Raw genomic sequence first — 21,992 nt, forward strand, 5'->3', positions numbered from 1 at the left:
GAAGGGACCTCCAGGCCGTCGAAGGACAAATGGACCGTGCGGGCCCGGGGAGAGCCCCGGACGGCGACCACTCTCCGGCCGGCGGGTCGCCGAGGTCCAAGACCCGGACGTTCGGCCCCATGCCGTTTTGGCATAGTGGGGCGCGTGGATCTCGTTGCGGCCTGCCGGGCGTTCGTCAGCGTGAGCGAGCACGGCAGCTTCACGGTGGGCGCGGCAGCGGTCCGCACGGCCCAGTCCGTCGTGAGCCGCCGCGTCGCCGCGCTGGAGCGACGTCTCGGCGAGCGGCTGCTGGACCGGTCGTCGCGGGCGGTGACGCTGACGCCGTTCGGCCGGGACATGCTGCCGACGGCGAGGCAACTCGTGCGGCTGGCCGACCGGTTCGAGCACGAGGCCCAGGCCGCGCGGCGCCGGCCGCTGCGGCTCGCCGTTCCCGCCATCTGTCCCACCGCGGCCCTCGCCCGCCTCATCGCGCAGGCGCAGGGCCTTGGAGTCCTCCTCGACCCGTGTCCCGCCGGGCCCGCGCAGCGGTCCGACCTCGTCGCGTCCCGGCAGGTGCGTGCGGCGCTGCTCGCCGTGGCTCCCGCCGAGGCGGCCTGGACGGTGCCGCTGGGACTGGCGGTCGCGGACGACCCGCAGGGGCCGATCTACCTGGACACCCTGCGTCCCGGCCGGGCCGACCGCGACCGGCGGCCGCGGCGCGTGCTGCTCCAGCCGGAGGACGACGTGCCGCACGTCCGGGACCGTCTCGCCCGCCTGCGCGACGCCGTCGGGCTGCGCCCGGCCCAACTGGCCGTCGCGCCCGCCGTGGCCGTCGCCGCGGCGGACGTGCTGAGCCGGGGCGACGCGCTGCTGTGCTCGGCGGCGCAGGCCCGCGAACTCCGCCTCCACTGGCGGCCCGTCGGCGAACTCGGCTCCGGCTTCGCACGGGGTTTCTCGCTGGCCGTGGCGGACGAGTCGGACGCCGACGCGGTCCGCCTGCGCCAGGCCTGCGCGCACGGCATCGCCCGGTGCCTCGGCGCCACGGAGCACCCGGGGGCGGCCGCATGACGACGCGTACCGAGGAGTTGCTCGGGGAGCTCCGCCGGACGCTGCGCGACGGCGGGCTGTACGGCTCCTTCCTCGTCCGGGACCTGGAGACGGGCGACGAGATCGGCATCGACCCCGACATCGAGTTGCCCGTCGCGTCCCTCGTGAAGATCCCGCTCGCCCTGGTGACGCTGGAACGCATCCGGCGCGGCGAACTCGACGGCGCCGCGGTGGTCGAGGTGCCGCCCGGGCGGATCACCACCCCCGGTCCGACCGGCCTCAGCCGGTTCCGGCACGCCGCCCGCATCGCCGTGGAGGACCTGCTCTACCTCAGCACCTGCATCAGTGACAACAGCGCCGCCGACGCCCTCTTCGCCCTCACCCCGCCCCACCGGGTCGGGGCGGCCCTGCACGAGTTCGGGCTGCGCGGCATCGCCGTCCGGCACACCATGCGGGAGCTGATGGAAACCCCGGTGGAGCGTTTCGACCCGGCGGACGTGCACCTCGCGCACGCCCTCGCGATCGACGCCGGCACCCCGGGGCGCGGCCACCGGGTGCCGCAACTGGACATCTCACGTGCCAACACCGGCACGGCACGGGCCTTCGTCGACCTCCTGCAGGCGCTCTGGCGGCCGCGGCCCGGCGCCGGGGGCGCCCGGCCCCCGGCGATCCACCCCGACGTCGCGGCACGGGTGCGCGACTTCATGGCCAACAACCTCGTGCGCAACCGCCTCGCCCCGGACTTCGACTCCGACGCCTCCACCTGGTCGTCCAAGACCGGCATGCTGCTCAACCTGCGCCACGAGGTCGGCGTCGTCGAACACGCCGACGGCCAGGCCTATGCCGTAGCGGTCCTGACCGAGTCACGGGTGGCCGCCGGCAGACAGCCGGGCGCCGACGCCCTCATGGGCCAGGTGGCCCGGCGCCTGCGCGACGAGCTCCGTTCGAGGTGGGTCCTCTAGGGTTTTTCGTTTGGATCAGGTCGGATCAGGGAGCGTGGCACGATCCGAACGAGAGGCCCTAGCGGTCCTCCTCCGGGTCCCAGTCCAGCAGGCGGACCTTGGCGACCGTGCGGACGTGGCGGCGCATGGCGGTGGCCGCTCGGCGGGGGTCGCGGGCGGTGACGGCGTCCAGGATGGCCCGGTGCTGGGCGAGGGAGCGGGCGGGGCGGCCGGGCTGGCGGAGGGACTCGGTGCGGCTCTCGGCGATCTGGTGGGAGATGGAGCGCATGAACTCCGCGAGCAGGCCGCTGTGCGCCGCCGCCGTCACCGCCGCGTGGAAGAGGCGGTCTCCCTCGACGCCGTGACCGCCCCGCTCGATCTCCTCGGCCATCAGGGCCAGCGCGGAGCCCATCGCGGCCAGGTCGTCGTCGGTGCGGCGCTCGGCGGCCAGTTCGGCGAGTTTCGTCTCCAGTGCCTCGCGGGCCTCCAGGACGTCCGGGAGGCGCCGGCGGCGTTCCACCATCTTCTCGACGGGTTCGGCGTCGAGGCCGTCACGGACGAGGTACGTGCCGCCGCCGTGCCGTGTCTCCACCAGGCCCTGGACCTCCAGGACCACGATGGCCTGCTTCACCGAGGCCCGGCTCACGCCGAGGCGCTGGGCCAGGTCCCGTTCGGCCGGGAGCCGGTCGCCGGCGCGCAGGCCGCCCTCGGCGACGTACTGGCGCAGCCTCTCCAGCACCTGTTCGTACAGGCGCTGCCTGGCCATGGGACGCAGGGCGTCGGACACGGCTTCCCCTCTCCGTCCTGTCGCCGGGGAGCGTAACACCGGGCGCGCGGTGGCCGAGAGGCTGAGCCATTTTCCGCGCGACCCCTTGACGGCGCCGGGCGGTGAGCCCACGCTGGCCCAGCCAACCGCCCGTCCGATTGGCTCAGCCACTTGGCCACTTCGGTCCGTCGTCGGGAGCCCGCATGTCCCCCGAACTCGTCTCGATCCTCGCCCTCGCCGTGGTGTTCGTCATCGCCACCACCCGGTCCGTCAACATGGGCGCCCTCGCCTTCGCCGCCGCCTTCGGGGTCGGCACGCTCGTCGCGGGCCTCGACGCGGACGGCATCTTCGCCGGCTTCCCCGGCGATCTGTTCGTCGTCCTGGTCGGCGTCACCCACCTGTTCGCGATCGCGCGGGCCAACGGGACCACCGACTGGCTGGTGCACGCCGCGGTCCGGCTGGTGCGGGGGCGGGTGGCGCTGATCCCGTGGGTGATGTTCGCCCTCGCCGGGGCGCTCACCGCGATCGGCGCGGTCAGCCCGGCCGCGGTGGCGATCGTCGCGCCGGTCGCGCTGAGCTTCGCCGGCCGGTACGGGATCAGCCCCCTGCTGATGGGCACGATGGTGGTGCACGGCGCGCAGGCCGGCGGCTTTTCGCCGATCAGCATCTACGGCTCGATCGTCAACGGCATCGTCGAGCGGGAGAAGCTGCCGGGCAGTGAGATCGGGCTGTTCCTCGCCTCGCTGGCCGCCAACCTCGTCATCGCGGGGGTGGTGTTCGTCCTGTTCGGGAGGCGGAAGCCGTGGGCGCGCAGGGCGGTGGAGAGGGACGGGGACGCCGGGGCCAAGGGCGCGCCGGGAAGCGCCGGGGGCGGCACCGGCCCGTACGGCGACGGCACCGGCGACGCCCCCCGCCCCGCTCCCGCCCCCACCGCCGTGGCCGTGCGCCCCGGCCCCGGCGACGCCGGCGGCACCGCGCCCGCCCGGCTCACCCCGGCGCGGATCGCCACCCTCGCCGCCCTGGCCGTCCTCGTCGTCGCCGTCCTCGGCTTCGATCTGGACGCGGGCCTGACCGCCGTCACCCTCGCCGTCGTGCTGAGCACCGCCTGGCCGGACGACAGCCGCCGGGCGGTCGGCGAGATCGCCTGGTCCACGGTCCTGCTGATCTGCGGTGTCCTCACCTACGTCGGTGTCCTCCAGGAGATGGGCACCATCACCTGGGCCGGCGAGGGCGTGGGCGGCATCGGCGTCCCGCTGCTGGCGGCGGTGCTGCTGTGCTACATCGGCGCGCTCGTGTCGGCGTTCGCCTCCTCCGTGGGGATCATGGGCGCGCTGATCCCGCTGGCCGTGCCGTTCCTCGCGCGGGGCGAGATCGGGGCCGCAGGCATGGTGGCGGCGCTCGCGGTGTCGGCGACGGTGGTGGACGTCAGCCCGTTCTCGACCAACGGGGCGCTGGTGCTGGCGGCGGCACCGGACGTCGACCGCGAGCGTTTCCTGCGCCAGTTGATGGTGTACGGGGGGATCGTGGTGGCGGTCGTACCGGCGCTGGCCTGGCTGGTGCTGGTCGTGCCCGGCCTCGGTTAGGCCCCCGTCCCGCCGTCCCCTCCCACAGACGACGACCAAGGAGTACGACACGTGTCCTCTCTCTTTCCGGCCCTGACCGGCACTGCGGCCGGCCGGAGCGCCCTGCGGTTCGGCGAGCGCTCCCTGACGTACGCGGAACTGGCCGCCGCGGCGGGTGCCGCGGCCGGGGCGATCCGCGGCGGCGGCCGGGTGGCCGTCTGGGCGACGCCGACGATGGAGACGGCCGTCGCGGTCGTGGCGGCGCTGCTGGCCGGGGTGCCCGCGGTGCCGCTCAACCCCAAGTCCGGGGAGAAGGAGCTGGCGCACATCCTGTCCGACAGCGCGCCGGCGCTGGTGCTGGCCGCGCCGGGCGCCGAACTCCCCTCCCCCGTCTCGGAACTGGCCCGCCTCGACGTCGACGTGCGCGCCGCCGGAGACGTCCCCGAGGACCGGGCCGGGGACGGCGACCCCGCGCTGGTCGTCTACACCTCCGGCACCACCGGCCCGCCCAAGGGCGCGGTCATCCCCCGCCGGGCCGTCGCCGCGACGCTGGACGCGCTCGCCGACGCCTGGCGGTGGACCGGGGACGACGTCCTGGTGCACGGGCTGCCGCTGTTCCACGTGCACGGCCTGGTGCTGGGCGTCCTCGGGCCGCTGCGGCGCGGCGGCTCGGTGCGGCACCTCGGGCGGTTCACCACCGGGGGCGTGGCGCGGGAGCTGAACACCGGCGCCACCATGCTCTTCGGCGTGCCGACGATGTACCACCGCATCGCCGAGGCCCTGCCGGGCGAACCGGACCTGGTGAAGGCCCTCGCCGGGGCCCGGCTGCTGGTCTCCGGTTCCGCCGCGCTGCCCGTGCACGACCACGAGCGGATCGCCGCCGCGACCGGGCGGCGGGTGATCGAGCGGTACGGCATGACGGAGACGCTGATGAACACCAGCGTGCGCGCCGACGGCGAGGCACGGGCGGGGACGGTCGGGGTGCCGCTGCCGGGCGTCGAGCTGCGGCTGGTGGAGGAGGACGGGTCGGAGATCACCGCGTACGACGGGGAGACCGTCGGCGAGATCCAGGTGCGCGGCGCCAACCTCTTCACCGGGTACCTCAACCGCCCGGACGCCACCGCCGCCGCCTTCACCGCCGACGGCTTCTTCCGCACCGGCGACATGGCGGTGCGCGACCCCGACGGCTACGTCCGCATCGTCGGCCGCAAGGCCACCGACCTGATCAAGAGCGGCGGGTACAAGATCGGGGCCGGGGAGATCGAGAACGCGCTGCTCGAACATCCCGGGGTGCGGGAGGCCGCCGTCACCGGGGAGCCGGACGCCGACCTCGGGGAGCGGATCGTGGCGTGGGTGGTGCCCGCCGATCCGCAGGACCCGCCGGGGCCGGAGGAACTGGCGGACCACGTCGCCCGGCGGCTCGCGCCGCACAAGCGGCCCCGGGTCGTCCGCCGTCTCGACGCCCTGCCGCGCAACGACATGGGGAAGATCATGAAGCGGGCGCTGGGACAGGAGCGGGGCCGGGAAGGGGGCCGGGGCCGTGGCTGAGCGGCTGTCCGCGCGGGAGGCCGTCGCCCTGGTCGCCGACGACTTCGCCGAACTGCCCTGCGAGGAACGGGAGGACGGGCCCGACGGGCCGCTGGACTGGCCGGGGTACGGCGCCGCGCGGGTCCGTGCCGCCGCCCGCACCGGCGAGCGGGAGTCGGTGGTCTGCGGCACCGGGACCGTCGGCGGCCCCGGTGGCACCCGGGCGGTGCTGATGGCGTTCGAGTTCGGGTTCCTCGGCGGCTCGCTGGGGCAGCGCACCGGCGACCGGCTCCAGGCGGCGTACGGCCACGCCCGCGCGCACCGGCTGCCGGTCGTGCCGCTGGTCGCCACCGGCGGGAGCCGGATGCAGGAGGGCATGCTCGCCCTGACCCAGCTGCAGCGGGTGGCGCGGCAGTCGGCGCTCACCCGGGAGGCCGGGCTGCCGCAGATCGCGGTGGTGCGGGACCCGGCGACCGGCGGGGGCTGGGCCACCCTGGGCGCGGGCGCCGACGTGGTGCTGGCGCTGCCCGGCGCCCAGGTCGGTTTCGCCGGGTCCCGGGTCCGGCCGGCGGACGCCGACCCGGCGGCGTACACGGCCGAGGCGCAGGTGGCGGCGGGGTCGGCGGACGCCGTCGTACGGCCGGAGGAGCTGCGGGGCACGCTGGCGCGGTGGCTGCGACTGCTGACGACGCCGTCGAGTGCCCCGGCGCCCGTGCCCGCACCGCTCGGCGCCACCGCCCCGCCCGCCGGCGGCTGGGAGGCCGTGCGGCGGGCCCGCGCTCCCGAACGCCCGCGGGCCCGCGCCTACCTGGACGCCTACTTCACCGAACGGGTCGCGGTCCGCGGCGACCGGTGCGGGGGTGCCGACCCGGAGGGGATGCTGTGCGGTTTCGGCACGCACGGCGGGCGGACGGTCGCCTACGCCGCCCAGACCGGGACGGCGACCCGGCCCGCCGGATACCGCACCGCCGCCCGGCTGATCCGGCTCGCGGACCGGCTCGGCATCCCGGTGCTGACCCTGGTGGACACCCCGGGCGCGGCCAACGACGCGGCGGCGGAGCGGGCGGGGGTGGGCCCGGCGATCGCGGACCTGTTCGCCGCGGTGGCGTCCGCCCGGACGCCGGTCACCACACTGGTGATCGGCGAGGGCGGGTCGGGCGGCGCGCTGGCGCTCGCGGCGCCCGGCAACACCTGGGCCACGCCCGACAGCTACTTCTCCGTCATCGCGCCCGAGCTCGCGGCGGCGATCCTCAAGCGCCCGCCGCAGGAGGCGGCGGCGACCGCGGACCGGCTGCGGCTGACGCCGCGGGACCTGGCGGACCTGGGGGTGATCCGGACCTGCGATCGCCCGTCCCCTTGAACGGGTGACCGTCGCCCGTGGGACGCGCGGGGGGGCGGGAGACCCGCGGTGCGCGGGCGGCGGGCCCCGGACCGCGGCCGGCGCGCGGGTCCCGCCTTCGGGTGCGGCACCGCGGGAAGCGGCGCGTTCGCGCATCCCCCGTCGCCGTCCGCTCCGGGCTCCTCGCCTCCGTCGGCCGGCCGGTCCGGCGTCCCGCTTGCGCGCACACGGCGGCGCCGCCTCCCCGTCCCGGGGGCGGCGCCGTCCGCGTGCGCGGCGTGCGGCCCGGCGCGGTGGTCAGCGCACGCCCGCGGCCCCGATGAGCTCCTGTGCCACCGAGCCGCCCCGGTCGTCGCGCGCCGAGGCCCGCAGCGAGATGGAGTCCGCGTCGCGCGGCACGGCCAGCGTGCCGCGCCAGGAGGCCCCCTCGCCGCCGGTCAGCGCCACCCGCCGCCAGGTGGTGCCGCCGTCGTACGACACCTCCAGCCTCCCGCCGCCCAGCCTCCCGGTGTCCGGGGCGCCGCGCACGTACTGCGCGCCGAGCCCGACCGGCACCCTCCGCCCGCCCGGCACCCGGCCCGCGAGGTCGGTGTCGACGTCGAAGGCGAGGTTGATCAGGGGCAGGAGGGTCCAGCGGTCCTCCGGCGTGGCCGCCGACCGGAACGTCCACTCGGCGTGCCCCCCGGCCGCCCGCCCCCAGCGCCCGGCGTCGAGGGCGGTGTCGGTGACGACCGTGTAGGTGTGCTCGCCGGCGGGCGCGTCCTCCACGTACGCCGCCAGACCCGTACGCCGGTCGACCGGTGCGCCGTCCAGGTGGACGGCCGTGGTCTGGGACAGGCCGCTGTCGGCGCTGTAGACGTCGCCGAAGCCGGTGTGGTCGGGGCCGGAGTCGCCCCAGCCCGGCGTGTTGAACCGCAGCCGGCCGCCCATCCGCTGCTGTCCCCAGCCCAGTGCGGTGCCCAGCCACGGGTGCCACACGGGGCGGAACCAGTTCAGCTCCCGCTCGGTCCCGCCCCGGTGGCGGACCAGCCCGCCGCGCTGCTCCAGCGCCCCGTCGGCGGCCGCGACCGACTCGTGCCACAGCTGGCCGGGCCCGGCGGAGACGTACTCGGTGCGCTCGGCCGGCAGACCGACGCGCTCCCGGAAGCCGATGCCGACGGGGAAGGCGTCGGTGACCGAGTAGCGGAACTCGTCGCCGCCCACCGGTTCCGCCGCGTGGTACCCGGTGTGCAGCACGGCCAGGTCGCGCTCGCCCGGACGGTACGTCAGGTCCCGGTCGGGCACCGCGCCCGGGTGCCCTTCGGACAGGTCGTACACGTACGGCGTGTCGGGGGTGCCGGTCATGTCGGCGCGGCCGGCCCGCCGCAGCCGGGCCGCGTCGGCGGCGTCGACGGTGGCGATCTGCAGCGGGCGGTCGGCGTTGTCGTCCGTGCCCCACCAGGCGGTCAGCCGGCCGGGCCGGTCGTCGGTGACGAACAGCGCCGCCGCGCCCGCCTCCTGCGCGGCCCGGGCCAGGTCGGCGGGGGCGGTCCCCCCGGTGAGCCGGGCCAGCACCGCCTTGCCGCGCACCCCGGCCATCGGGCCGTCGCCGACGTCGGCCAGCGGCAGCCGGGTGCGGCCCTCGATCAGGGTCCCGCCCGGCTGGACGACGGCCTCCCGGACGCCCCTGACCTCCAGCAGCGGCTTGGCGAGCCGCCACACGGTGCGGTACTCGAAGTGGCCCCGGGTGACCTCCGGCGTCGGCGCGGCGAAGACGCTGTCGTACGCCGGGGGCACCTGCACGGCTTCGGTCAGGTCGGCGCCGTCCGCCCTCCGCGCGTACTCCATCAGCAGCTGCCGGGGCTCGGCGCGGCGGTCCACCTCGGCCCCGACCTCGCGCAGCCGGCGCCCGTCGAGGGTCACCTCCCGGTCCCGGTCCAGGACGACCTCGGGTGCGGCGAGGAAACCGAGGCCGAGCGAGTCGGGGCCGTGGCCGCCGCGCACGTCGAGGAAGGAGGTCACGCCGTACGTGCCCGGCGCCAGCCGCAGCCTCAGCGTGCCGGAGTCGCCGGCGTACGCCCGGGCGGGGTCGGCGCCCCCGGCGAGCCTCTGCACGGTCAGGGCGGCGGGGGCGGGGGCGCCGCCGCGGTCCTTGACGTGGACGGTGAGCGTGTGGCGCTCCTCCTCCTTCACCAGCCCGACGGCGGTGCGCGCGACGGGCGTGCCGTCCGCGGAGGCGACGATGTGCCCGCTGCTCTCCCCCACCGGGGCCCTGGCGCCGTCGCCGGTCACCGTCGTCGAGGCGGTGCCGTGCGCGGGCACGGTGAGCGTGGTGTCGGCGAGCGTGGCGACCCCGTCGGAAAGGCCCCGCACCGCCAGGCTCAGCTCCACGTCCCGGTCGGAGTGGTTGGTGTAGGCGACGGTGCGGGCGACCGGCTCGTGCGCCTCGTACGGCCAGGTGAGGAAGCCGAGGTCGGCGCTGCCGGTGGCGGTGACGTCCGCGCCGATCGCGCCGGGCACGTCGACCCGGCCGGCGCCCAGGGTGTAGACGGAGGCGTCCAGCGGCTTCGCCGTCGACATCAGCGCGTCCTTCAACCGCGCGCCGCTCCAGTCGGGGTGCTTCTCGGCGAGCAGGGCGGCCACCCCGGCGACGTGCGGTGCCGCCATCGACGTACCGCTCATGGCGACGTAGTCGCCGCTGCCGGGGGCGAGGCGGGAGCGTGCGGCGAGGATGCCGACGCCGGGTGCGGACAGGTCGGGCTTGAGGGCGTTGTCACCGAGGCGGGGCCCGGCGCTGGTGAAGGGGGCGGCCCGGTCGGCGAAGTCGACCGCGCCGACGGTCAGGGCGGCGTCGGCGGCGCCGGGCGAGCCGATGGAGGAGGGGGCGCCGGTGTTCCCGGCGGCGGCGACGAACAGCGCGCCCGTCTCGCGGGAGAGCGCGTTCACGGCCCGCGCCATCGGATCGGTGCCGTCGCCGGCCCCGGTCGAGCCGAGGCTCATGGAGACGATGTCGGCGCCGGCCTCCCGCGCGGCCCACTCCATGCCGGCGATGACCTGCGACTCGCTGCCCGAGCCCTGGTCGTCGAGGACCTTGCCGACGGCGAGCGCGGCGCCGGGCGCGACCCCCCGCTCCGTGCCGCCGGACGCGGCTCCGCTGCCGCCGACCGTGGAGGCGACGTGGGTGCCGTGGCCGTTGCGGTCGGCCACCTCCTCGCCCTCGACGAAACTCCTGCTCGTCGCCACGCGCCCGGCCAGGTCGGGGTGGTCCGCGTCGACGCCGGTGTCCAGCACGGCGACGGTGACGCCCTTGCCGGTCAGCCCGGCCTCCCACGCCCGCTCCGTCCCGATCCGGGCGTGGCTCTCGGCCATCCTGGCGGTGACCCGCCCGTCCAGCCACACCCCGTCGACGCCGTCCTGCCGGGTGAACGCCCGCCAGAGCTCCCGCCCCTTGTCCGCCCGCACGGCGGCCCCGCGCACGCTGGGCAGCGCCCTCGTCCGCTCGGCCCCGCGCAAGGTGAGCGCCCGCGCCCCCTTGCCGTAGGTCACGATCAGCGGCAGCTCGCCGGTACGGGAGTCGGCGAGCCCCTGCTCCAGCAGCGCGCCGACGTCGAAGAGCCGCTCGTCCAGGGTCCCGGCCCGCAGGTGGGGCAGCGCCTCGTCCGGTACGACGCTGATGTCGCCGCCGGCCGTCCGGGTGCGGACGGCTCCGGTGGCCCCCTCGGGCCGCTCGACCGTGACCGTCTTCTTCCCGCCGCCGAGGTCGGTGACGGTGACCCGGTCACCGGTGACCAGGGTGACGGTGCGCGCGGCGGCCGGGGCGCCGCCCGTGCCGGTGGTGCCGGTGGTGCCGGTGGTGCCGGTGGTGCCGCTCGTGCCGGTGGGTGCCTCCCGCGCCGTCGCCGGGGTCACCGGCAGCAGGGCGGCCAGCAGCCCGGCCGACAGGAGGGCCGCTCCGCGCCCGACTGGTCCTCTGCTCATCCGCACCTCTCTTCGCCGTGTGTGCGAAGAGTCTCAGGGGGCTTGTATTGCGCGGGAGTTGACGGAACCTGGCGGGTTGGTGCCCTGGCGGGTTCCCGCCAGGGCGCCGGCGGACGGCCGGTGGCGTACCGGGCACGCCGTCCGCCCGGTCACCGGGCGGACGCGAGGGGACGCGAGGGGACGCCCCCACGCCCGTGCGGCGCGCACCGCCCGCCACGGCTCGCCCCGCCCCGCGGGGTATGCCGCCGACGAGCGGCGGCCCGCCCCGCCACGCGCCGGCACGCCCGCCCGGCCGGCCCCGCCGAACGTCCCGGACGGCTCCTCGCGCACCCCGCCCCGGACCCGGACACCCCCCGTTCGGCCGCGCCCCGCCCGGCCCCTTCCAGAAGGCGCCCTCCCCCTCGTCCCCGCACGATGCCAGGGAGACCGCCCACCGGGCGGCCCCACGGTCTGCGCTCTCGGGAGGATCCGCCATGACCGCCAGTCTGGAGCAGCTGCGCCGCTGCCACTTCGCCGTCGACCTGGGAGCGGCGAGGACACGGGTGTACGTGAAGGGCGCCGGCCTCGTCGTCGACCAGCCGTCGGCCGCCGCGGTCAACACCCGCACCGGGGCGCTGATCGCGGTCGGCGAGCTCGCGGAGAAGATGACGGGCCGCACCCCCGACTACATCCGGATCGTCCGGCCCGTCTCCGGCGGCACGGTCGTCGACATCGAACTGGCCCAGCGCATGCTGCGCCACCTGCTCGGTGACAAGGTGCGCCGCTCCCTGCGCCGCAAGCCCCGGTTGCGCGCCGCCGTCTGCACCCCCCACGACGCCGACCCGCTGGCCCGGCGCGCCGCGATCGAGACCCTCGTCGGGCTCGGCGCCCGCCGGGTGGAACTGGTGGACACCCTCATCGCCGCGGCCGTGGGCTGCGGACTGCCCGTGGAGCAGCCCGAGGCCACCATGATCATGGTGTGCGGGGCGCACGCCACCCAGGTGGCCGTGCTCTCCCTCGGCTCCATCGTGGCCGCCGAGCGCATCCCCGTCGGTGGCGAGGCCGTGGACCACGCGACCGTGCAGCACCTGCGCCACGTGCACGAGCTGATGCTGCCGAGCCAGTCGGTACGGCCGCTGCAACTGGCCCTGTTCGGCAACGGGACCGCCCCCAACGGACCGTCCTCCACCGAGATCCACGGCCGGGACGTGGCGACCGGCCTCGCACGCAGCGTGCAGATCGACACCGCCTCCGTCCGCAACGCCATCCAGACGCCGCTGACGGCCGTGCTCGACGGCATCAGCAAGGTGCTGCGGGACTGCCCGCCCGACCTGGTCGCCGACCTCGCCGACCGGGGGATCACGATGGTCGGCGGCAGCGCCCTGCTCCCCGGCTTCGACCAGATGCTGCGTCAGGCGACCGGCATGTCGGTGCACATCGCGGAGCGCCCCGACATCTGCGCCGTCCAGGGCCTGGGCACCATGCTGGAGGGCAGGATCGAGCAACCGGAGCCGGAATCACCGGCGGACTGAGCGCGCGGTGACCGGACGGCACGGCCGCCCGGCATGAGCGGTGTCCTCCGCTCCCGCCTCGCGCGCCCGCCCGAAACCGTCCTCGGCGCCGGTACCGGCCCCGATCCGCGCGCGCCCCTGCGGCGTCCCGTGGACGGCGCCGTCGAACCGGCCGGCCGCCCGCCCCCTCACCGCGCGAACCAGCACCGCACGGTCGTGCCGTCCGGGCCGGTGTACATGCGGACGAGGTCCGAGACGAGGTTGACCAGCAGCAGGCCGCGTCCGCCGCGCTGGTCGCGGGGTGCCGGGCGGCGCCCGGCCAGCGGGTCGGCGAGGCGGCCCCCGTCGCGCACCTCGCACACCACGTACCCGTTCTCGGGCCACACCCGCAGCAGGCCCCCGCCGCCGCCGTGCACCACGCTGTTGGTCACCAGTTCGGCCGTGACGAGGGCCAGATCATCCAGCCGGACGCCGACGAGGCCCAGCCTGGCGCCCTCTCCGGTGGCCACGTGACGGGCCCGGGAGAGGGAGTCGGCGACGAAGGCGAAGGACAGCGCGCCGTCCGGGGGCGGCGGCAGCGGCCGGTTGTAGCGGGCGACGACCTCGTCGGGGGCGTACGCGTCGCTGTCCTGCTGCGGGCCGGGCCCCGGGGGGATGACGACGGGGTGGGTGGCGCGGGCGTCGGCGAGGACGCGCTCGTCGAGGCGGCTCGCGTCGTACGGGCAGAGGATGGTCACCGTACGGCCCCGGAAGGCGGCGTTGATCAGCGCCTCGTGCTGGGCGCAGGCCGGGTACTCGGTGTCCGTGCGGCCGGGCCAGATCGGCTCGCCGACGATCCGCACCCGCCGGCCGGCTGGCTGGGCGTCGGCGAAGGCGCGCAGCACGCCGGGGATGATCCGGCCGGGGTTGCGCCCGGCCTCGCGCATGTCCAGCATGCGCACGCCGTCGGCGGAGTCACCCAGCGCGTCGCGGATCAGGGCGATCCGCTCGCCGGGTACGGCGACCGCGACGGGCTCCCCGGCGGCCAGCCCGTCGCGCAGGAAAGGGACGGTGCCCCGGAGGTACTCCTCGTCGTCCCGGTAGAAGAGGACGGGGTGGACGAAGGGCTCGGCGGGTCCCGGGGCGCCGTGGAGCGGGGCGGGCCCGGAGGGTGTGGCCGCGGCACTCATGACATCGACACCTCGATCGCCGGCTGGTCGGGCCAGAACATCTCCAGCACCCGTTGGACGGCGGGCGGCGGCCGGTGCAGGACGAGGCGGCCGCCGGCCGGGAGCCGCCGGGCGGCCGCCACCAGCGCACCGACGCCGGCGACGTCGACGAACGTCACTCCGGACAGCTCCAGGTAGTACACGTCCTCACCCTCACGCACCGCCTGCTCCAGCGCGCGTTCCCATGTGTCGCGCGTCGACAGGCCCACTTCGCCTGCCGCCCGCACGCCCGCGCGTCCGGCCAGCGGGAACACCGTCAGTCCCGGCGCCGCTCCGACGGCCCCGGGCGGCGCCTCGTGCCGAGTGCCCACCCCGGTTCCTCCCATGCTCCCCGACCAGTCCCCTTTACCCGTTCGGCGGCCGGTCACACCGGGTTCTTCCCGGCGGGCGCGTCCGTCCGGGCCGGAGCCCTTACCCATCCGCGGCCCGGTCATTCCCCGCCGGGTGTACCCCGCCGTCCGCAGGGCAGATGCACCTCCGACGGGGGCCGAGGGACGCCGGAGAGGTCCGACGGGGACCGGTGGGAACGGCGAGGACCGGCGAAGACCGACGAAGACCGACGAGGACCGACAAGGCGGTGACATGACAACGGCGACACCACCGTGTCTGGCGGGGAGGCTGACCACCCTGGTGATCGGGGCCCGCGTGGACGAGGGCCGGGCTCTGCTCACCCCACGGGGCGAGCTCGTCCACGGCTGCGCGGACACCCTGGCCGAGACCCTGGCCGGGCTGCCGGCCGGCACCGGACGGGTCGATCTGGACATGACCGGCGTGACCTTCATGGACACGGCCGGGCTGCAGTTCCTGGAGGTGCTCCACGGCCACGGCCGCCGGCACGGGGTGACGGTGACGACGGCGAACTGGAACGGCCAGCCGCGCCGCATCCTCGAACTGGCCGGCCTGGACACCGCCGACCCCCTGCGCTCCACCGCCCCCCGCCCGCCGGCCCCGCGGCCCGGTCCCGTCCCCTCCCCCCTCCGGGCTCCGGTCCCGGCCCGCTCCGCGGTGGCGCTGGAACGCTCGGAACGGCTGCACGACCTCCAGGAGGAGGTGGCGCAGCTCCGCCACGCCATCGCCTCCCGCCCGGTCATCGACCAGGCGCGCGGCATCCTCATGGCCACCCACGGATGCACCTCCGACGAGGCCTGGCACCTCCTGCGCGAGACGTCCCAGCTGTCCAACACCAAGCTGCGCGCCGTCGCCGCGGCGATCACCTCCAGCGCCGGGACCGGCGGCCCGCCCCTGCCGGGCGCGGTGCGCACGGCCCTGCGCGCCGCGCTTGCCCGGCTGGGCCGTTGAGCCCGCGGAAATCACCCGTCCGGGGCTTTGGGCGACGCGCCGTTTGCACGCGAACGCGGTGGGTACTCGGCGGCGGTCCGGTCGGGCGGCCCGACCGGACCTACCGGCACACCGCCGCCGAGGAGATTCCCTATGGGCTTCAACCCCCTCGAACACCAAGGCATCCCCCTGGACCGCCAGCTGCGCAACTGGCGCGAGCTGGACGTCGAACCGGTCGACCCCGACCGCGGTGACCCGTACACCAAGTGCCGCATCATCACGATGAACGGCATCGAGGTCGAGGCCATCCTCTTCAGCCACCAGTTCGCCCGCCACTGCCCCGACCCGGAGGTCAAGCGGCGGCTCGCGCAGGTCCGCTACATCGAGCAGCAGCAGCAGAAGGTCGTCAACTGGCTGCTGCCCGGCCTCAACTCCGTGCTGGAGACCACCATCGCCTACGAGCAGGTGGCGGTGGACCTCACCGGCTGGGTCGCGCGCCACGAGCCGGACCCGTACCTGAGGCAGGCCTACGAGTTCGGCGTCCTGGAGGACTTCGACCACCTGTACCGGTACGCCAACCTCTACGAGATGATCGAGCACCGCAAGGCGGAGTCGATCGTCGACGGCCTGACCGAGGTGATGCCGGGCAGGCCCACCAAGTACCACCACCGCGACCCGGTGGACAACGTGCGCGAGCCCTACGACCGCACGAGGACGAATCCGCTCTCCAAGCTGCACGCGCTGACCATCATGTCGGCCGAGCAGCAGACCATGAACTTCTACATGAACGTCGGCCCCCAGTACATGGAGCCGATCGCCCGCCAGCTCTACCAGGAGATCGGGCTCATCGAGGAGGAGCACGTCACGCACTACGAGTCGCTGGTCGACCCGGGCGAGACGTGGTGGGAGCAGCTCGTCAACCACGAGTACAACGAGTGCTACCTGTACCACTCCTTCATGGAGCAGGAGTCCGACCCGAAGGTGAAGGCGGTCTGGGAACTCCACCTCAACATGGAGCTGGAGCACCTGCGGATCGCCTGCGACCTGATGCGCCGCCACGACGGCCGCGAGCCGGCGGAGATCCTCGCCCCCGAGCTGCCCAACGTCCTCACCTTCGAGGAGAACAAGCAGTTCGTCCGCGATCTGCTGGACACCCAGATCGACCTGACGACCCTGGGCACCGGCTACGTCCGGGAGGCGCACGAGCGGTTCGAGAGGATGCAGCAGCAGATCCACGGCGGCGAGGAGCCGCCGAGCGAGCGGGTGATGGCCCAGCACCAGGAGATGTTCGGCCGCGAGTACCGCCTCTCGACCGACGGCCCGCACCCCGACCCCGCCCTCCGGGAGAAGAGCTGACATGGCCGGTATCACCGCCAGCGAAGCCGACGTCGTCGCCCTGCTCATGCGCCAGCACGGCGACATCCGCAACCTCTTCGACGAGGTGGAGAGGACCACCGGCGACGAACGCCGGGCCGCCTTCCGCCGCCTGGTCCAGCTCCTCGCCGTGCACGAGACGGCGGAGGAGGAGGTCATCCACCCCTTCACCCGCGCGTCCGTGCCGGACGGCGGGAAGATCGTCGAGGAACGGCTGGCGGAGGAGCGGGAGGCGAAGGAGGTGCTGTCCCGGCTGGACGGCATGGACCCCGACGACCCGAAGTTCCTGCCCGCCCTCCTGGCACTGCGGCTGGACGTGATGTCCCACGCCCGCGCCGAGGAGCGCTACGAGTTCAACCACATCCGCCGCAGCGCCGACAAGGCCCGCCTGGCGTCCATGGCCACGGCCCTGCGCGCGGCGGAGGCGATGGCCCCGACCCACCCGCACCCCGGCACCGAGTCCGCGGCCAAGAACGTGGCCCTGGGTCCGTTCGCCGCGGTCATGGACCGCACCCGGGACGCGGTGCGCAAGGCCATGGGCAAGGACGGGTGAGGACGGGGCACGGGTGACGTACCACCGTCCGGTCGCCGGTGGAGCACTGCTGGGCATCGGCCTCGCCGCCTTCGTCGACGAGGCCGTCTTCCACCAGGTGCTCCACTGGCACCACTTCTACGACCGCTCCACCCCCGGCGTGGGCCTGGTCTCCGACGGCCTGCTGCACGCCGGGAGCTGGCTGGCGACGGTGACGGGCCTGTTCGTCTACGCCGACCTGCGGCGCCGGGGCGGTCCGCGGCGCCCGGCCTGGTGGGCCGGGGTCTGCCTGGGCGCCGGCGGCTTCCAGCTCTTCGACGGCATCGTCGACCACAAGCTGCTGCGCGTCCACCAGATCCGCTACGGCGTGGACCTCACCCCCTACGACTGGGCCTGGAACGCGGTCGCGGTCCTGCTCCTGGCCGCGGGCCTGCTCCTGTGGCGCCGCGCCCGCCGCCCCGCCCTCCCCCGCGGCACCGGCCGGCGCCCGCTCCCACGGGCATGACACCGGCCGCGACGGGCCGGTGGCGGGGCGACGGACGCGGGGTCTCCGGCACGGGCCCCCTCCCGCCGGCGGGCGCCGAAGGGCCGGCGTCCGCCGCTGACCGCCACCACCGCACCCGGGTGCCACCGCCGCCCGCGAGCCGGCACCGCCCCCTCCCGGCCCGTGCGAGGGGGCCCGTATGACGACGCCCGGCCCCCTGCTCCTTGCGGCCCTCGTCACCTGCGCCGCCTACTCGGCCGCGGCCGCCCGGCTCCGCCGCCGCGGGGACGCCTGGCCGTGGTGGCGGGAAGCGTGCTGCTGGCTGTCCGGCGCGGTGTTCGCGGCCGGGGCGGCCGTGCCGTGGGAGGCGTGGCCGGCGCCGTTCACCGGGCACATGGCGGCGCATCTGGCGGTCGGCATGATCGCGCCCGTGCCGGCGGTGCTGGCCCGACCGGTCACGCTGGCCCTGCGCGCGCTCCCCGTCCCCGGCCGCCGCGCGCTGCTGGCGGTGCTGCGCTCCCCGCCCGCCGCGTTCCTCGCCCTCCCGCCCGTCGCCGCGACGCTCGACGTCGGCGGCCTGTGGCTGCTCTACCGTGCCCCCCTGCCGCCGCAGCTGCACCACAGCCCCTGGCTGTACGTCCACCTGTTCGCGGCCGGGTGGCTCTTCACGTTCGCGGTCCTCGCCGTCGACCCGGTACGGCACCGGCCGGGCCTCGCCCTGCGCGCCGGCACCCTGCTGGCCGCCGCCGCGGCCCACGCCGTCCTCGCCAAGACCCTGTGGGCGCAGGGCCCGCCGGGCACGGCGTACGCGCCAGCCGACCTGCGCCGGGCGTCCCAGGTCATGTACTACGGCGGTGACGCGGTGGAGGTCGCCCTCGCCCTCGTCCTGGCCGCCCACTGGTACCGCGCGCAGGGCCGCGCCCAGGTCCGCCGCACCCCGGCCGGCCGGCGCCGCGTCCGCGGCCCCGGTCATACCCGCGGCCCCGGCGGGGTACTCGCTCCCGCGCCGCCGGAGCGGACCGCCCGTCCGCTCCGGCCGTCCGACGAACGACCTCGTCCCCAGGAGGCACCACGATGACCGAGCACACCCCGTCCCAGGCCGAGGGCGACCGCGACGACGAGGAGGGGACGGCCGAGCACCAGTCCCCGCCGCACCCCACCCCCTCCCAGGCGGAGGGCGACCGCGGCGACGACCGCCGGACGCGGGAGGAGGGCCGGGAACGCGGCACCGGTTCCTGAGCCCCTACGGACACACCGCGCGCCTGTGCGGGACCGCGGGTGGGCCGTCACGATCACGTGGGGGCCCACCCGCGGCTTTTCCCAGTGGCGGGACCGGCGGGCGGCCCGCCCCCCTACTCCATGCCGCGGATGCGGGGCCGGGGCGGATCCGGGCCGGCCGGCCTGTTCTTGCTCAAGCGGGCGACGAGGGCCGGACGGGCGGTGTCCGGACGGCCGACGGGACGGACGTCGTCACCGGTGCCCAGGCGCGGATCCGCTGCGACGGCGCGGTCCCGGACACCTGCCCGGGTCGCGTGTCCGACCGGTGTCCTTGGCAACCGGGCGGCGCCTGTGCGAGCCTTCTGCCACTCCTGCGGAAAGGCTCGCCCGATGCTCGGCATGGTTGTCTGGGACGCCCGCTCCCGCGCTTCGGCGCGAGAGCGGTAAGGGCCGCCCGCCCCGGCGCCCACGCCTGTCCGGCGGACGGGCGTCGGTCCGGTCCGCTCCTCGCCGAAGTGCTCTTCGTGCCCCTGCACGTTCGACCACGAGGAGTACGTGGTGTCCACCATCCACTGGACCGAGGACCACAGCCGCCGATCCGCCCGCTGGCATTCCGAGAGCGCCGTCCCCCTTCCCCGGCGAACCGTCGTCGCCGACGACCGGATGAGGGCCGACGACGCCTACCGGCATGCGTGTGAGGGAACGGCCCTGCTCTGGCGGGGCGACTTCCACAACGCCCGGCAGCTCCTGCGGGCGATGGGCCGCCGCATCGACCGCAAGCCGCCCGCGTCCGGCACGTCCCCGAGCGAGACCTTCCACCTGTACCGGCGCGGCAGCGGTCACCGCGCCCGCGTCCTCGGAAAGCTCCTGGTGCTGCTGGGCGACGACCACACCTTGGCGTTGCGCCGGGCCCCCGATGTCCGCCGGGCGTGCCTGGAGGCCTACGGCCCCCCGAAGGGGCCCATGGCGGTCTCCCTTCGGGAACTGCTGGGAGTGATCGGTGCTCACCAGTGGCGTCTGAAAGGGATCGACGTGCCGGCGCTCGGTGCCCGCATCCACCCCCACTACGGCGTGTTCGCACCTGTCAGGGGCGAGTACGTCGACCTGGTCGCCCACGCGCCACTGCCACCGGCGATCCGGCGCACTCCCGCTACCTGTACGGCATTCGACCTCGGCACGGGAACCGGTGTCCTCGCCGCGGTCCTGGCCCACCGCGGTGTACGGCGCGTCGTGGCCACCGACATCAGCCCGCGCGCCCTGAGCTGCGCCCGGGAGAACGTCCACCGGCTCGCGCTGGCCGACCGCATCGAGGTGTCGGGCCCCGGTCTGTTCCCCGGAGGCCGCGCCGACCTCGTCGTGTGCAACCCGCCCTGGCTCCCCGCCCGGCCGACCGGCCCCGTCGAACAAGGCGTCTACGATCCGGACGGCACCATGCTCCACGGTTTCCTCACCGGACTGCCCGCCCGCCTCCGGCCGGGCGGGGAGGGCTGGCTCGTCCTGTCCGACCTGGCGGAACACCTCGGGCTCCGGACACGCCGGCAGTTGCTCGACGCCATCCGCGCGGCACGGCTCCGCGTCGTGGACAAGATCGACACCAAGCCCCGGCACCCACGCTCCGGGGACACCGCCGACCCCCTCCACGCAGCACGGGGCGCCGAGATCACGTCCCTCTGGCGTCTGGCAGCGGCACCATGACCGCCACCCGGGCCACGCGACGGCCTCCCGGCTCCCGGCCGGACCGCACTCGGTGCCCCGCGCCCGACGGCGTCCACCGAGGCGTTCGCGTGGTCCGGGAACCGCTCGCCGCCGAGGGCGGGCACCGCGGTACTGGCTCCGTCGACCTGCTGGTCACCGCTGCCGCGGAGGGGGCGGGTCCGCGCACCTTCACCCGGTTCCGCCGCTTGCCGCGCCACACCCCCGCGCGGCGGCGAGGAGGCAGGCGCGGAACACCGACCGGCCCACCGACAGTCCGGACTTCCTCAACTGCCGTCATCTGCCCCGTCCTTGACCATGTGTTCCCGTCCTCGCGGGTAGGGCGGGCAAGCGCTGCCGCGTCCCGCTCCAGCCGGACGGGCAGTCCGAAGCCGATGACACGCACGGTCGCCGCACCGGTGAGCCGGGACCGGCCTCCGAGCCCCGGGGACCGGCGCCGCGCGAGGGGTCCGGGGCGGGCCTCCCGAAGGCCGTTCAGCTCCGGAACGCGGGCCCTGACACTTCGAGCGAGCGGCGGGCGAGCAGACGATCGTGCGCGTGCCGTCGCACTGCTCGCCCCCTCCCCGGACACGGCTCCGCCGCAGGCCGGAACGTGTCTGCGGCGGGGCGTCGAGGTGGGGCGGGTGGGACTCGAACCCACGGCCGACGGATTATGAGTCCGCTGCTCTAACCGGCTGAGCTACCGCCCCATAGCGGCGTGTCGCGTACATGTGTGCGCGCCGTCTGCCGCAGCATAGCCGCTCATACGATCTCCTGCTTCGGCTGGTCGGCTTCCCGCGGCACCTTCATGCCCTTGAGGACTCCGCGGCGTACCGCGTGGTTCCCGGGACGTAGGGCCGGACATGAAAAAGGACCCCGGAGGGTCCTCGTTCAGCGTGCTCCCCCGACTGGACTCGAACCAGTAACCTGCCGGTTAACAGCCGGCTGCTCTGCCAATTGAGCTACGGAGGACCGAGCTCCCCCGACTGGACTCGAACCAGTAACCTGCCGGTTAACAGCCGGCTGCTCTGCCAATTGAGCTACGGAGGAATGCCTCGTTGCATCGAACGCACCTGCCTGGGTATTCGCCAGGGGGCGGGCGCTCGCTGCGACACATACATTAGCGCAAGCAGGGGGGTGCTCCGCCAATCGGTACCCGCCGGCGCCGATCGCCGCACCGGAGACCGCTGCACAGACCAGGGCAAGGGACCAGGGCAAGGAAGGGTGACCGCCATGCGTTACCGGCTCACGTTCGTCGTCGGACTCGCTGTGGGTTACGTGCTGGGCACGAGGGCCGGACGCGAGCGCTACGAGCAGTTGAAGAAGTCCGCGCGGCGGATCTCCCAGAACCCCGCCGTGCGCAACACCGCCGAGTCGGCCGCCCAGCAGGGCCGCCAGTTCGCGGACAAGGCGTACCACGCGGTGAGCGACAAGGTCGGCGACCGCGTGCCCGACTCCGTGACCCAGCGGGTGCGGTCCCTGCGGGAACGCGGCAACGGCTCCGGCGGGGACGACTGGGGCACCAGCGGCACCTGAACGGCGCCCAGGGCCACCCGGATCCCGCCTGCCGCACGGCGCCCGCGCGCCGTGCGGCAGAA

18 protein-coding genes and 3 tRNA genes are annotated in these 21,992 nt (G+C 75.5%); 14 read left to right on the plus strand and 7 right to left on the minus strand.

Translation table 11 applies throughout. The features are described 5' to 3' along the window. Positions 1 to 144: 144 nt before the first annotated feature. Together ACSU6Z_RS08625 and ACSU6Z_RS08630 are read left to right on the plus strand one after the other, a co-directional pair. Positions 145 to 1,047: a LysR family transcriptional regulator gene (locus tag ACSU6Z_RS08625; RefSeq protein ID WP_437044363.1), complete on the plus strand. Its 903-nt coding sequence runs from the start codon at positions 145 to 147 to the stop codon at positions 1,045 to 1,047. Next, positions 1,044 to 1,988 (plus strand): serine hydrolase, encoded by a 945-nt coding sequence (locus tag ACSU6Z_RS08630; RefSeq protein WP_437044364.1) that lies wholly within the window; start codon positions 1,044 to 1,046, stop codon positions 1,986 to 1,988. The genes ACSU6Z_RS08625 and ACSU6Z_RS08630 overlap by 4 nt, the downstream gene beginning before the upstream one ends. Before the next feature lie 58 nt (positions 1,989 to 2,046). On the opposite strand, the gene ACSU6Z_RS08635 is transcribed toward ACSU6Z_RS08630, so the two are convergent. Then, positions 2,047 to 2,754, minus strand: a complete 708-nt coding sequence (locus tag ACSU6Z_RS08635; protein WP_437044365.1) for a FadR/GntR family transcriptional regulator — start codon at positions 2,752 to 2,754, stop codon at positions 2,047 to 2,049. A gap of 182 nt (positions 2,755 to 2,936) precedes the next feature. Here ACSU6Z_RS08635 and ACSU6Z_RS08640 point away from each other — a divergent pair, with 182 nt between their 5' ends. The 3 genes from ACSU6Z_RS08640 to ACSU6Z_RS08650 are packed head-to-tail and all read left to right on the plus strand — an operon-like array spanning position 2,937 to position 7,182. Then, positions 2,937 to 4,316, plus strand: coding sequence for an SLC13 family permease (locus tag ACSU6Z_RS08640; RefSeq protein WP_437044367.1), 1,380 nt, complete (start codon positions 2,937 to 2,939; stop codon positions 4,314 to 4,316). Positions 4,317 to 4,367: 51 nt separating this feature from the next. Then, positions 4,368 to 5,843, plus strand: coding sequence for an acyl-CoA synthetase (locus tag ACSU6Z_RS08645; protein ID WP_437044368.1), 1,476 nt, complete (start codon positions 4,368 to 4,370; stop codon positions 5,841 to 5,843). Next, a complete protein-coding gene (locus ACSU6Z_RS08650) occupies positions 5,836 to 7,182 on the plus strand; it encodes a carboxyl transferase domain-containing protein (protein WP_437044369.1) in 1,347 nt (448 codons plus the stop codon). The genes ACSU6Z_RS08645 and ACSU6Z_RS08650 overlap by 8 nt, the downstream gene beginning before the upstream one ends. Before the next feature lie 276 nt (positions 7,183 to 7,458). Here the strand turns inward: ACSU6Z_RS08650 and ACSU6Z_RS08655 are convergent, their stop codons facing one another. Next, positions 7,459 to 11,118, minus strand: coding sequence for a S8 family serine peptidase (locus tag ACSU6Z_RS08655; RefSeq protein ID WP_437044370.1), 3,660 nt, complete (start codon positions 11,116 to 11,118; stop codon positions 7,459 to 7,461). Between the two features lie 473 nt (positions 11,119 to 11,591). Here ACSU6Z_RS08655 and ACSU6Z_RS08660 point away from each other — a divergent pair, with 473 nt between their 5' ends. Beyond that, positions 11,592 to 12,629 carry a rod shape-determining protein gene (locus tag ACSU6Z_RS08660; protein WP_437044371.1) on the plus strand — a complete coding sequence of 346 codons (1,038 nt, stop codon included), beginning with the start codon at positions 11,592 to 11,594 and terminating at the stop codon, positions 12,627 to 12,629. 167 nt (positions 12,630 to 12,796) lie between these two features. Here ACSU6Z_RS08660 and ACSU6Z_RS08665 read toward each other — a convergent pair whose 3' ends face one another. Both ACSU6Z_RS08665 and ACSU6Z_RS08670 read right to left on the minus strand, forming a co-directional pair. Then, positions 12,797 to 13,777, minus strand: coding sequence for an anti-sigma factor RsbA family regulatory protein (locus ACSU6Z_RS08665; protein WP_437044372.1), 981 nt, complete (start codon positions 13,775 to 13,777; stop codon positions 12,797 to 12,799). Then, the gene (locus tag ACSU6Z_RS08670; RefSeq protein WP_437044373.1) at positions 13,774 to 14,127 is read right to left on the minus strand and encodes an STAS domain-containing protein; all 354 of its coding nucleotides are present in this window, start codon (positions 14,125 to 14,127) and stop codon (positions 13,774 to 13,776) included. Before ACSU6Z_RS08670 ends, ACSU6Z_RS08665 begins: the two co-directional genes overlap by 4 nt. Positions 14,128 to 14,398: 271 nt before the next feature. Between ACSU6Z_RS08670 and ACSU6Z_RS08675 the strand changes: the two genes are divergently transcribed. From ACSU6Z_RS08675 to ACSU6Z_RS08705, 7 genes are all read left to right on the plus strand, one after another. Then, entirely contained in the window at positions 14,399 to 15,115 is a 717-nt protein-coding gene (locus ACSU6Z_RS08675; RefSeq protein ID WP_437044374.1) for an ANTAR domain-containing protein, read from the plus strand. A 132-nt stretch (positions 15,116 to 15,247) separates the two neighbouring features. Further along, on the plus strand, positions 15,248 to 16,450 hold the full coding sequence (locus ACSU6Z_RS08680) for a hypothetical protein (RefSeq protein ID WP_437044375.1): 1,203 nt from the start codon (positions 15,248 to 15,250) through the stop codon (positions 16,448 to 16,450). A gap of 1 nt (position 16,451) precedes the next feature. Further along, positions 16,452 to 17,021 (plus strand): hemerythrin domain-containing protein, encoded by a 570-nt coding sequence (locus ACSU6Z_RS08685; RefSeq protein ID WP_437044376.1) that lies wholly within the window; start codon positions 16,452 to 16,454, stop codon positions 17,019 to 17,021. Between the two features lie 13 nt (positions 17,022 to 17,034). After that, a complete protein-coding gene (locus ACSU6Z_RS08690; RefSeq protein WP_437044377.1) occupies positions 17,035 to 17,505 on the plus strand; it encodes a DUF2243 domain-containing protein in 471 nt (156 codons plus the stop codon). A gap of 178 nt (positions 17,506 to 17,683) precedes the next feature. Then, positions 17,684 to 18,562, plus strand: coding sequence for a cytochrome c oxidase assembly protein (locus tag ACSU6Z_RS08695; protein ID WP_437044378.1), 879 nt, complete (start codon positions 17,684 to 17,686; stop codon positions 18,560 to 18,562). After that, a complete protein-coding gene (locus tag ACSU6Z_RS08700; RefSeq protein ID WP_437044379.1) occupies positions 18,559 to 18,723 on the plus strand; it encodes a hypothetical protein in 165 nt (54 codons plus the stop codon). The genes ACSU6Z_RS08695 and ACSU6Z_RS08700 overlap by 4 nt, the downstream gene beginning before the upstream one ends. Before the next feature lie 537 nt (positions 18,724 to 19,260). Next, the gene (locus ACSU6Z_RS08705; protein ID WP_437044380.1) at positions 19,261 to 20,397 is read left to right on the plus strand and encodes a methyltransferase; all 1,137 of its coding nucleotides are present in this window, start codon (positions 19,261 to 19,263) and stop codon (positions 20,395 to 20,397) included. Positions 20,398 to 21,030: 633 nt separating this feature from the next. Here ACSU6Z_RS08705 and ACSU6Z_RS08710 read toward each other — a convergent pair. From ACSU6Z_RS08710 to ACSU6Z_RS08720, 3 genes are all read right to left on the minus strand, one after another. Next, positions 21,031 to 21,104 (minus strand) — tRNA-Ile (locus ACSU6Z_RS08710). A gap of 189 nt (positions 21,105 to 21,293) precedes the next feature. After that, positions 21,294 to 21,366, minus strand: a tRNA-Asn gene (locus tag ACSU6Z_RS08715). 5 nt (positions 21,367 to 21,371) lie between these two features. After that, positions 21,372 to 21,444: transfer RNA gene (locus ACSU6Z_RS08720), tRNA-Asn, on the minus strand. Between the two features lie 174 nt (positions 21,445 to 21,618). Between ACSU6Z_RS08720 and ACSU6Z_RS08725 the strand changes: the two genes are divergently transcribed. Beyond that, positions 21,619 to 21,930, plus strand: a complete 312-nt coding sequence (locus ACSU6Z_RS08725; RefSeq protein ID WP_437044381.1) for a YtxH domain-containing protein — start codon at positions 21,619 to 21,621, stop codon at positions 21,928 to 21,930. Positions 21,931 to 21,992 lie beyond the last annotated feature (62 nt).

The organism is Streptomyces sp. enrichment culture, from assembly GCF_964273145.1.
Taxonomy (GTDB): domain Bacteria; phylum Actinomycetota; class Actinomycetes; order Streptomycetales; family Streptomycetaceae; genus Streptomyces.

Bases quoted from the DNA above. Each gene is read 5' to 3' on its own strand.
- ACSU6Z_RS08630 (WP_437044364.1), top strand. From the start codon at position 1,044: ATGACGACGCGTACCGAGGAGTTGCTCGGGGAGCTCCGCCGGACGCTG.
- ACSU6Z_RS08640 (WP_437044367.1), top strand. From the start codon at position 2,937: ATGTCCCCCGAACTCGTCTCGATCCTCGCCCTCGCCGTGGTGTTCGTC.
- ACSU6Z_RS08655 (WP_437044370.1), bottom strand. From the start codon at position 11,118: ATGAGCAGAGGACCAGTCGGGCGCGGAGCGGCCCTCCTGTCGGCCGGG.
- ACSU6Z_RS08660 (WP_437044371.1), top strand. From the start codon at position 11,592: ATGACCGCCAGTCTGGAGCAGCTGCGCCGCTGCCACTTCGCCGTCGAC.
- ACSU6Z_RS08665 (WP_437044372.1), bottom strand. From the start codon at position 13,777: ATGAGTGCCGCGGCCACACCCTCCGGGCCCGCCCCGCTCCACGGCGCC.
- ACSU6Z_RS08675 (WP_437044374.1), top strand. From the start codon at position 14,399: ATGACAACGGCGACACCACCGTGTCTGGCGGGGAGGCTGACCACCCTG.
- ACSU6Z_RS08680 (WP_437044375.1), top strand. From the start codon at position 15,248: ATGGGCTTCAACCCCCTCGAACACCAAGGCATCCCCCTGGACCGCCAG.
- ACSU6Z_RS08685 (WP_437044376.1), top strand. From the start codon at position 16,452: ATGGCCGGTATCACCGCCAGCGAAGCCGACGTCGTCGCCCTGCTCATG.
- ACSU6Z_RS08695 (WP_437044378.1), top strand. From the start codon at position 17,684: ATGACGACGCCCGGCCCCCTGCTCCTTGCGGCCCTCGTCACCTGCGCC.
- ACSU6Z_RS08700 (WP_437044379.1), top strand. From the start codon at position 18,559: ATGACCGAGCACACCCCGTCCCAGGCCGAGGGCGACCGCGACGACGAG.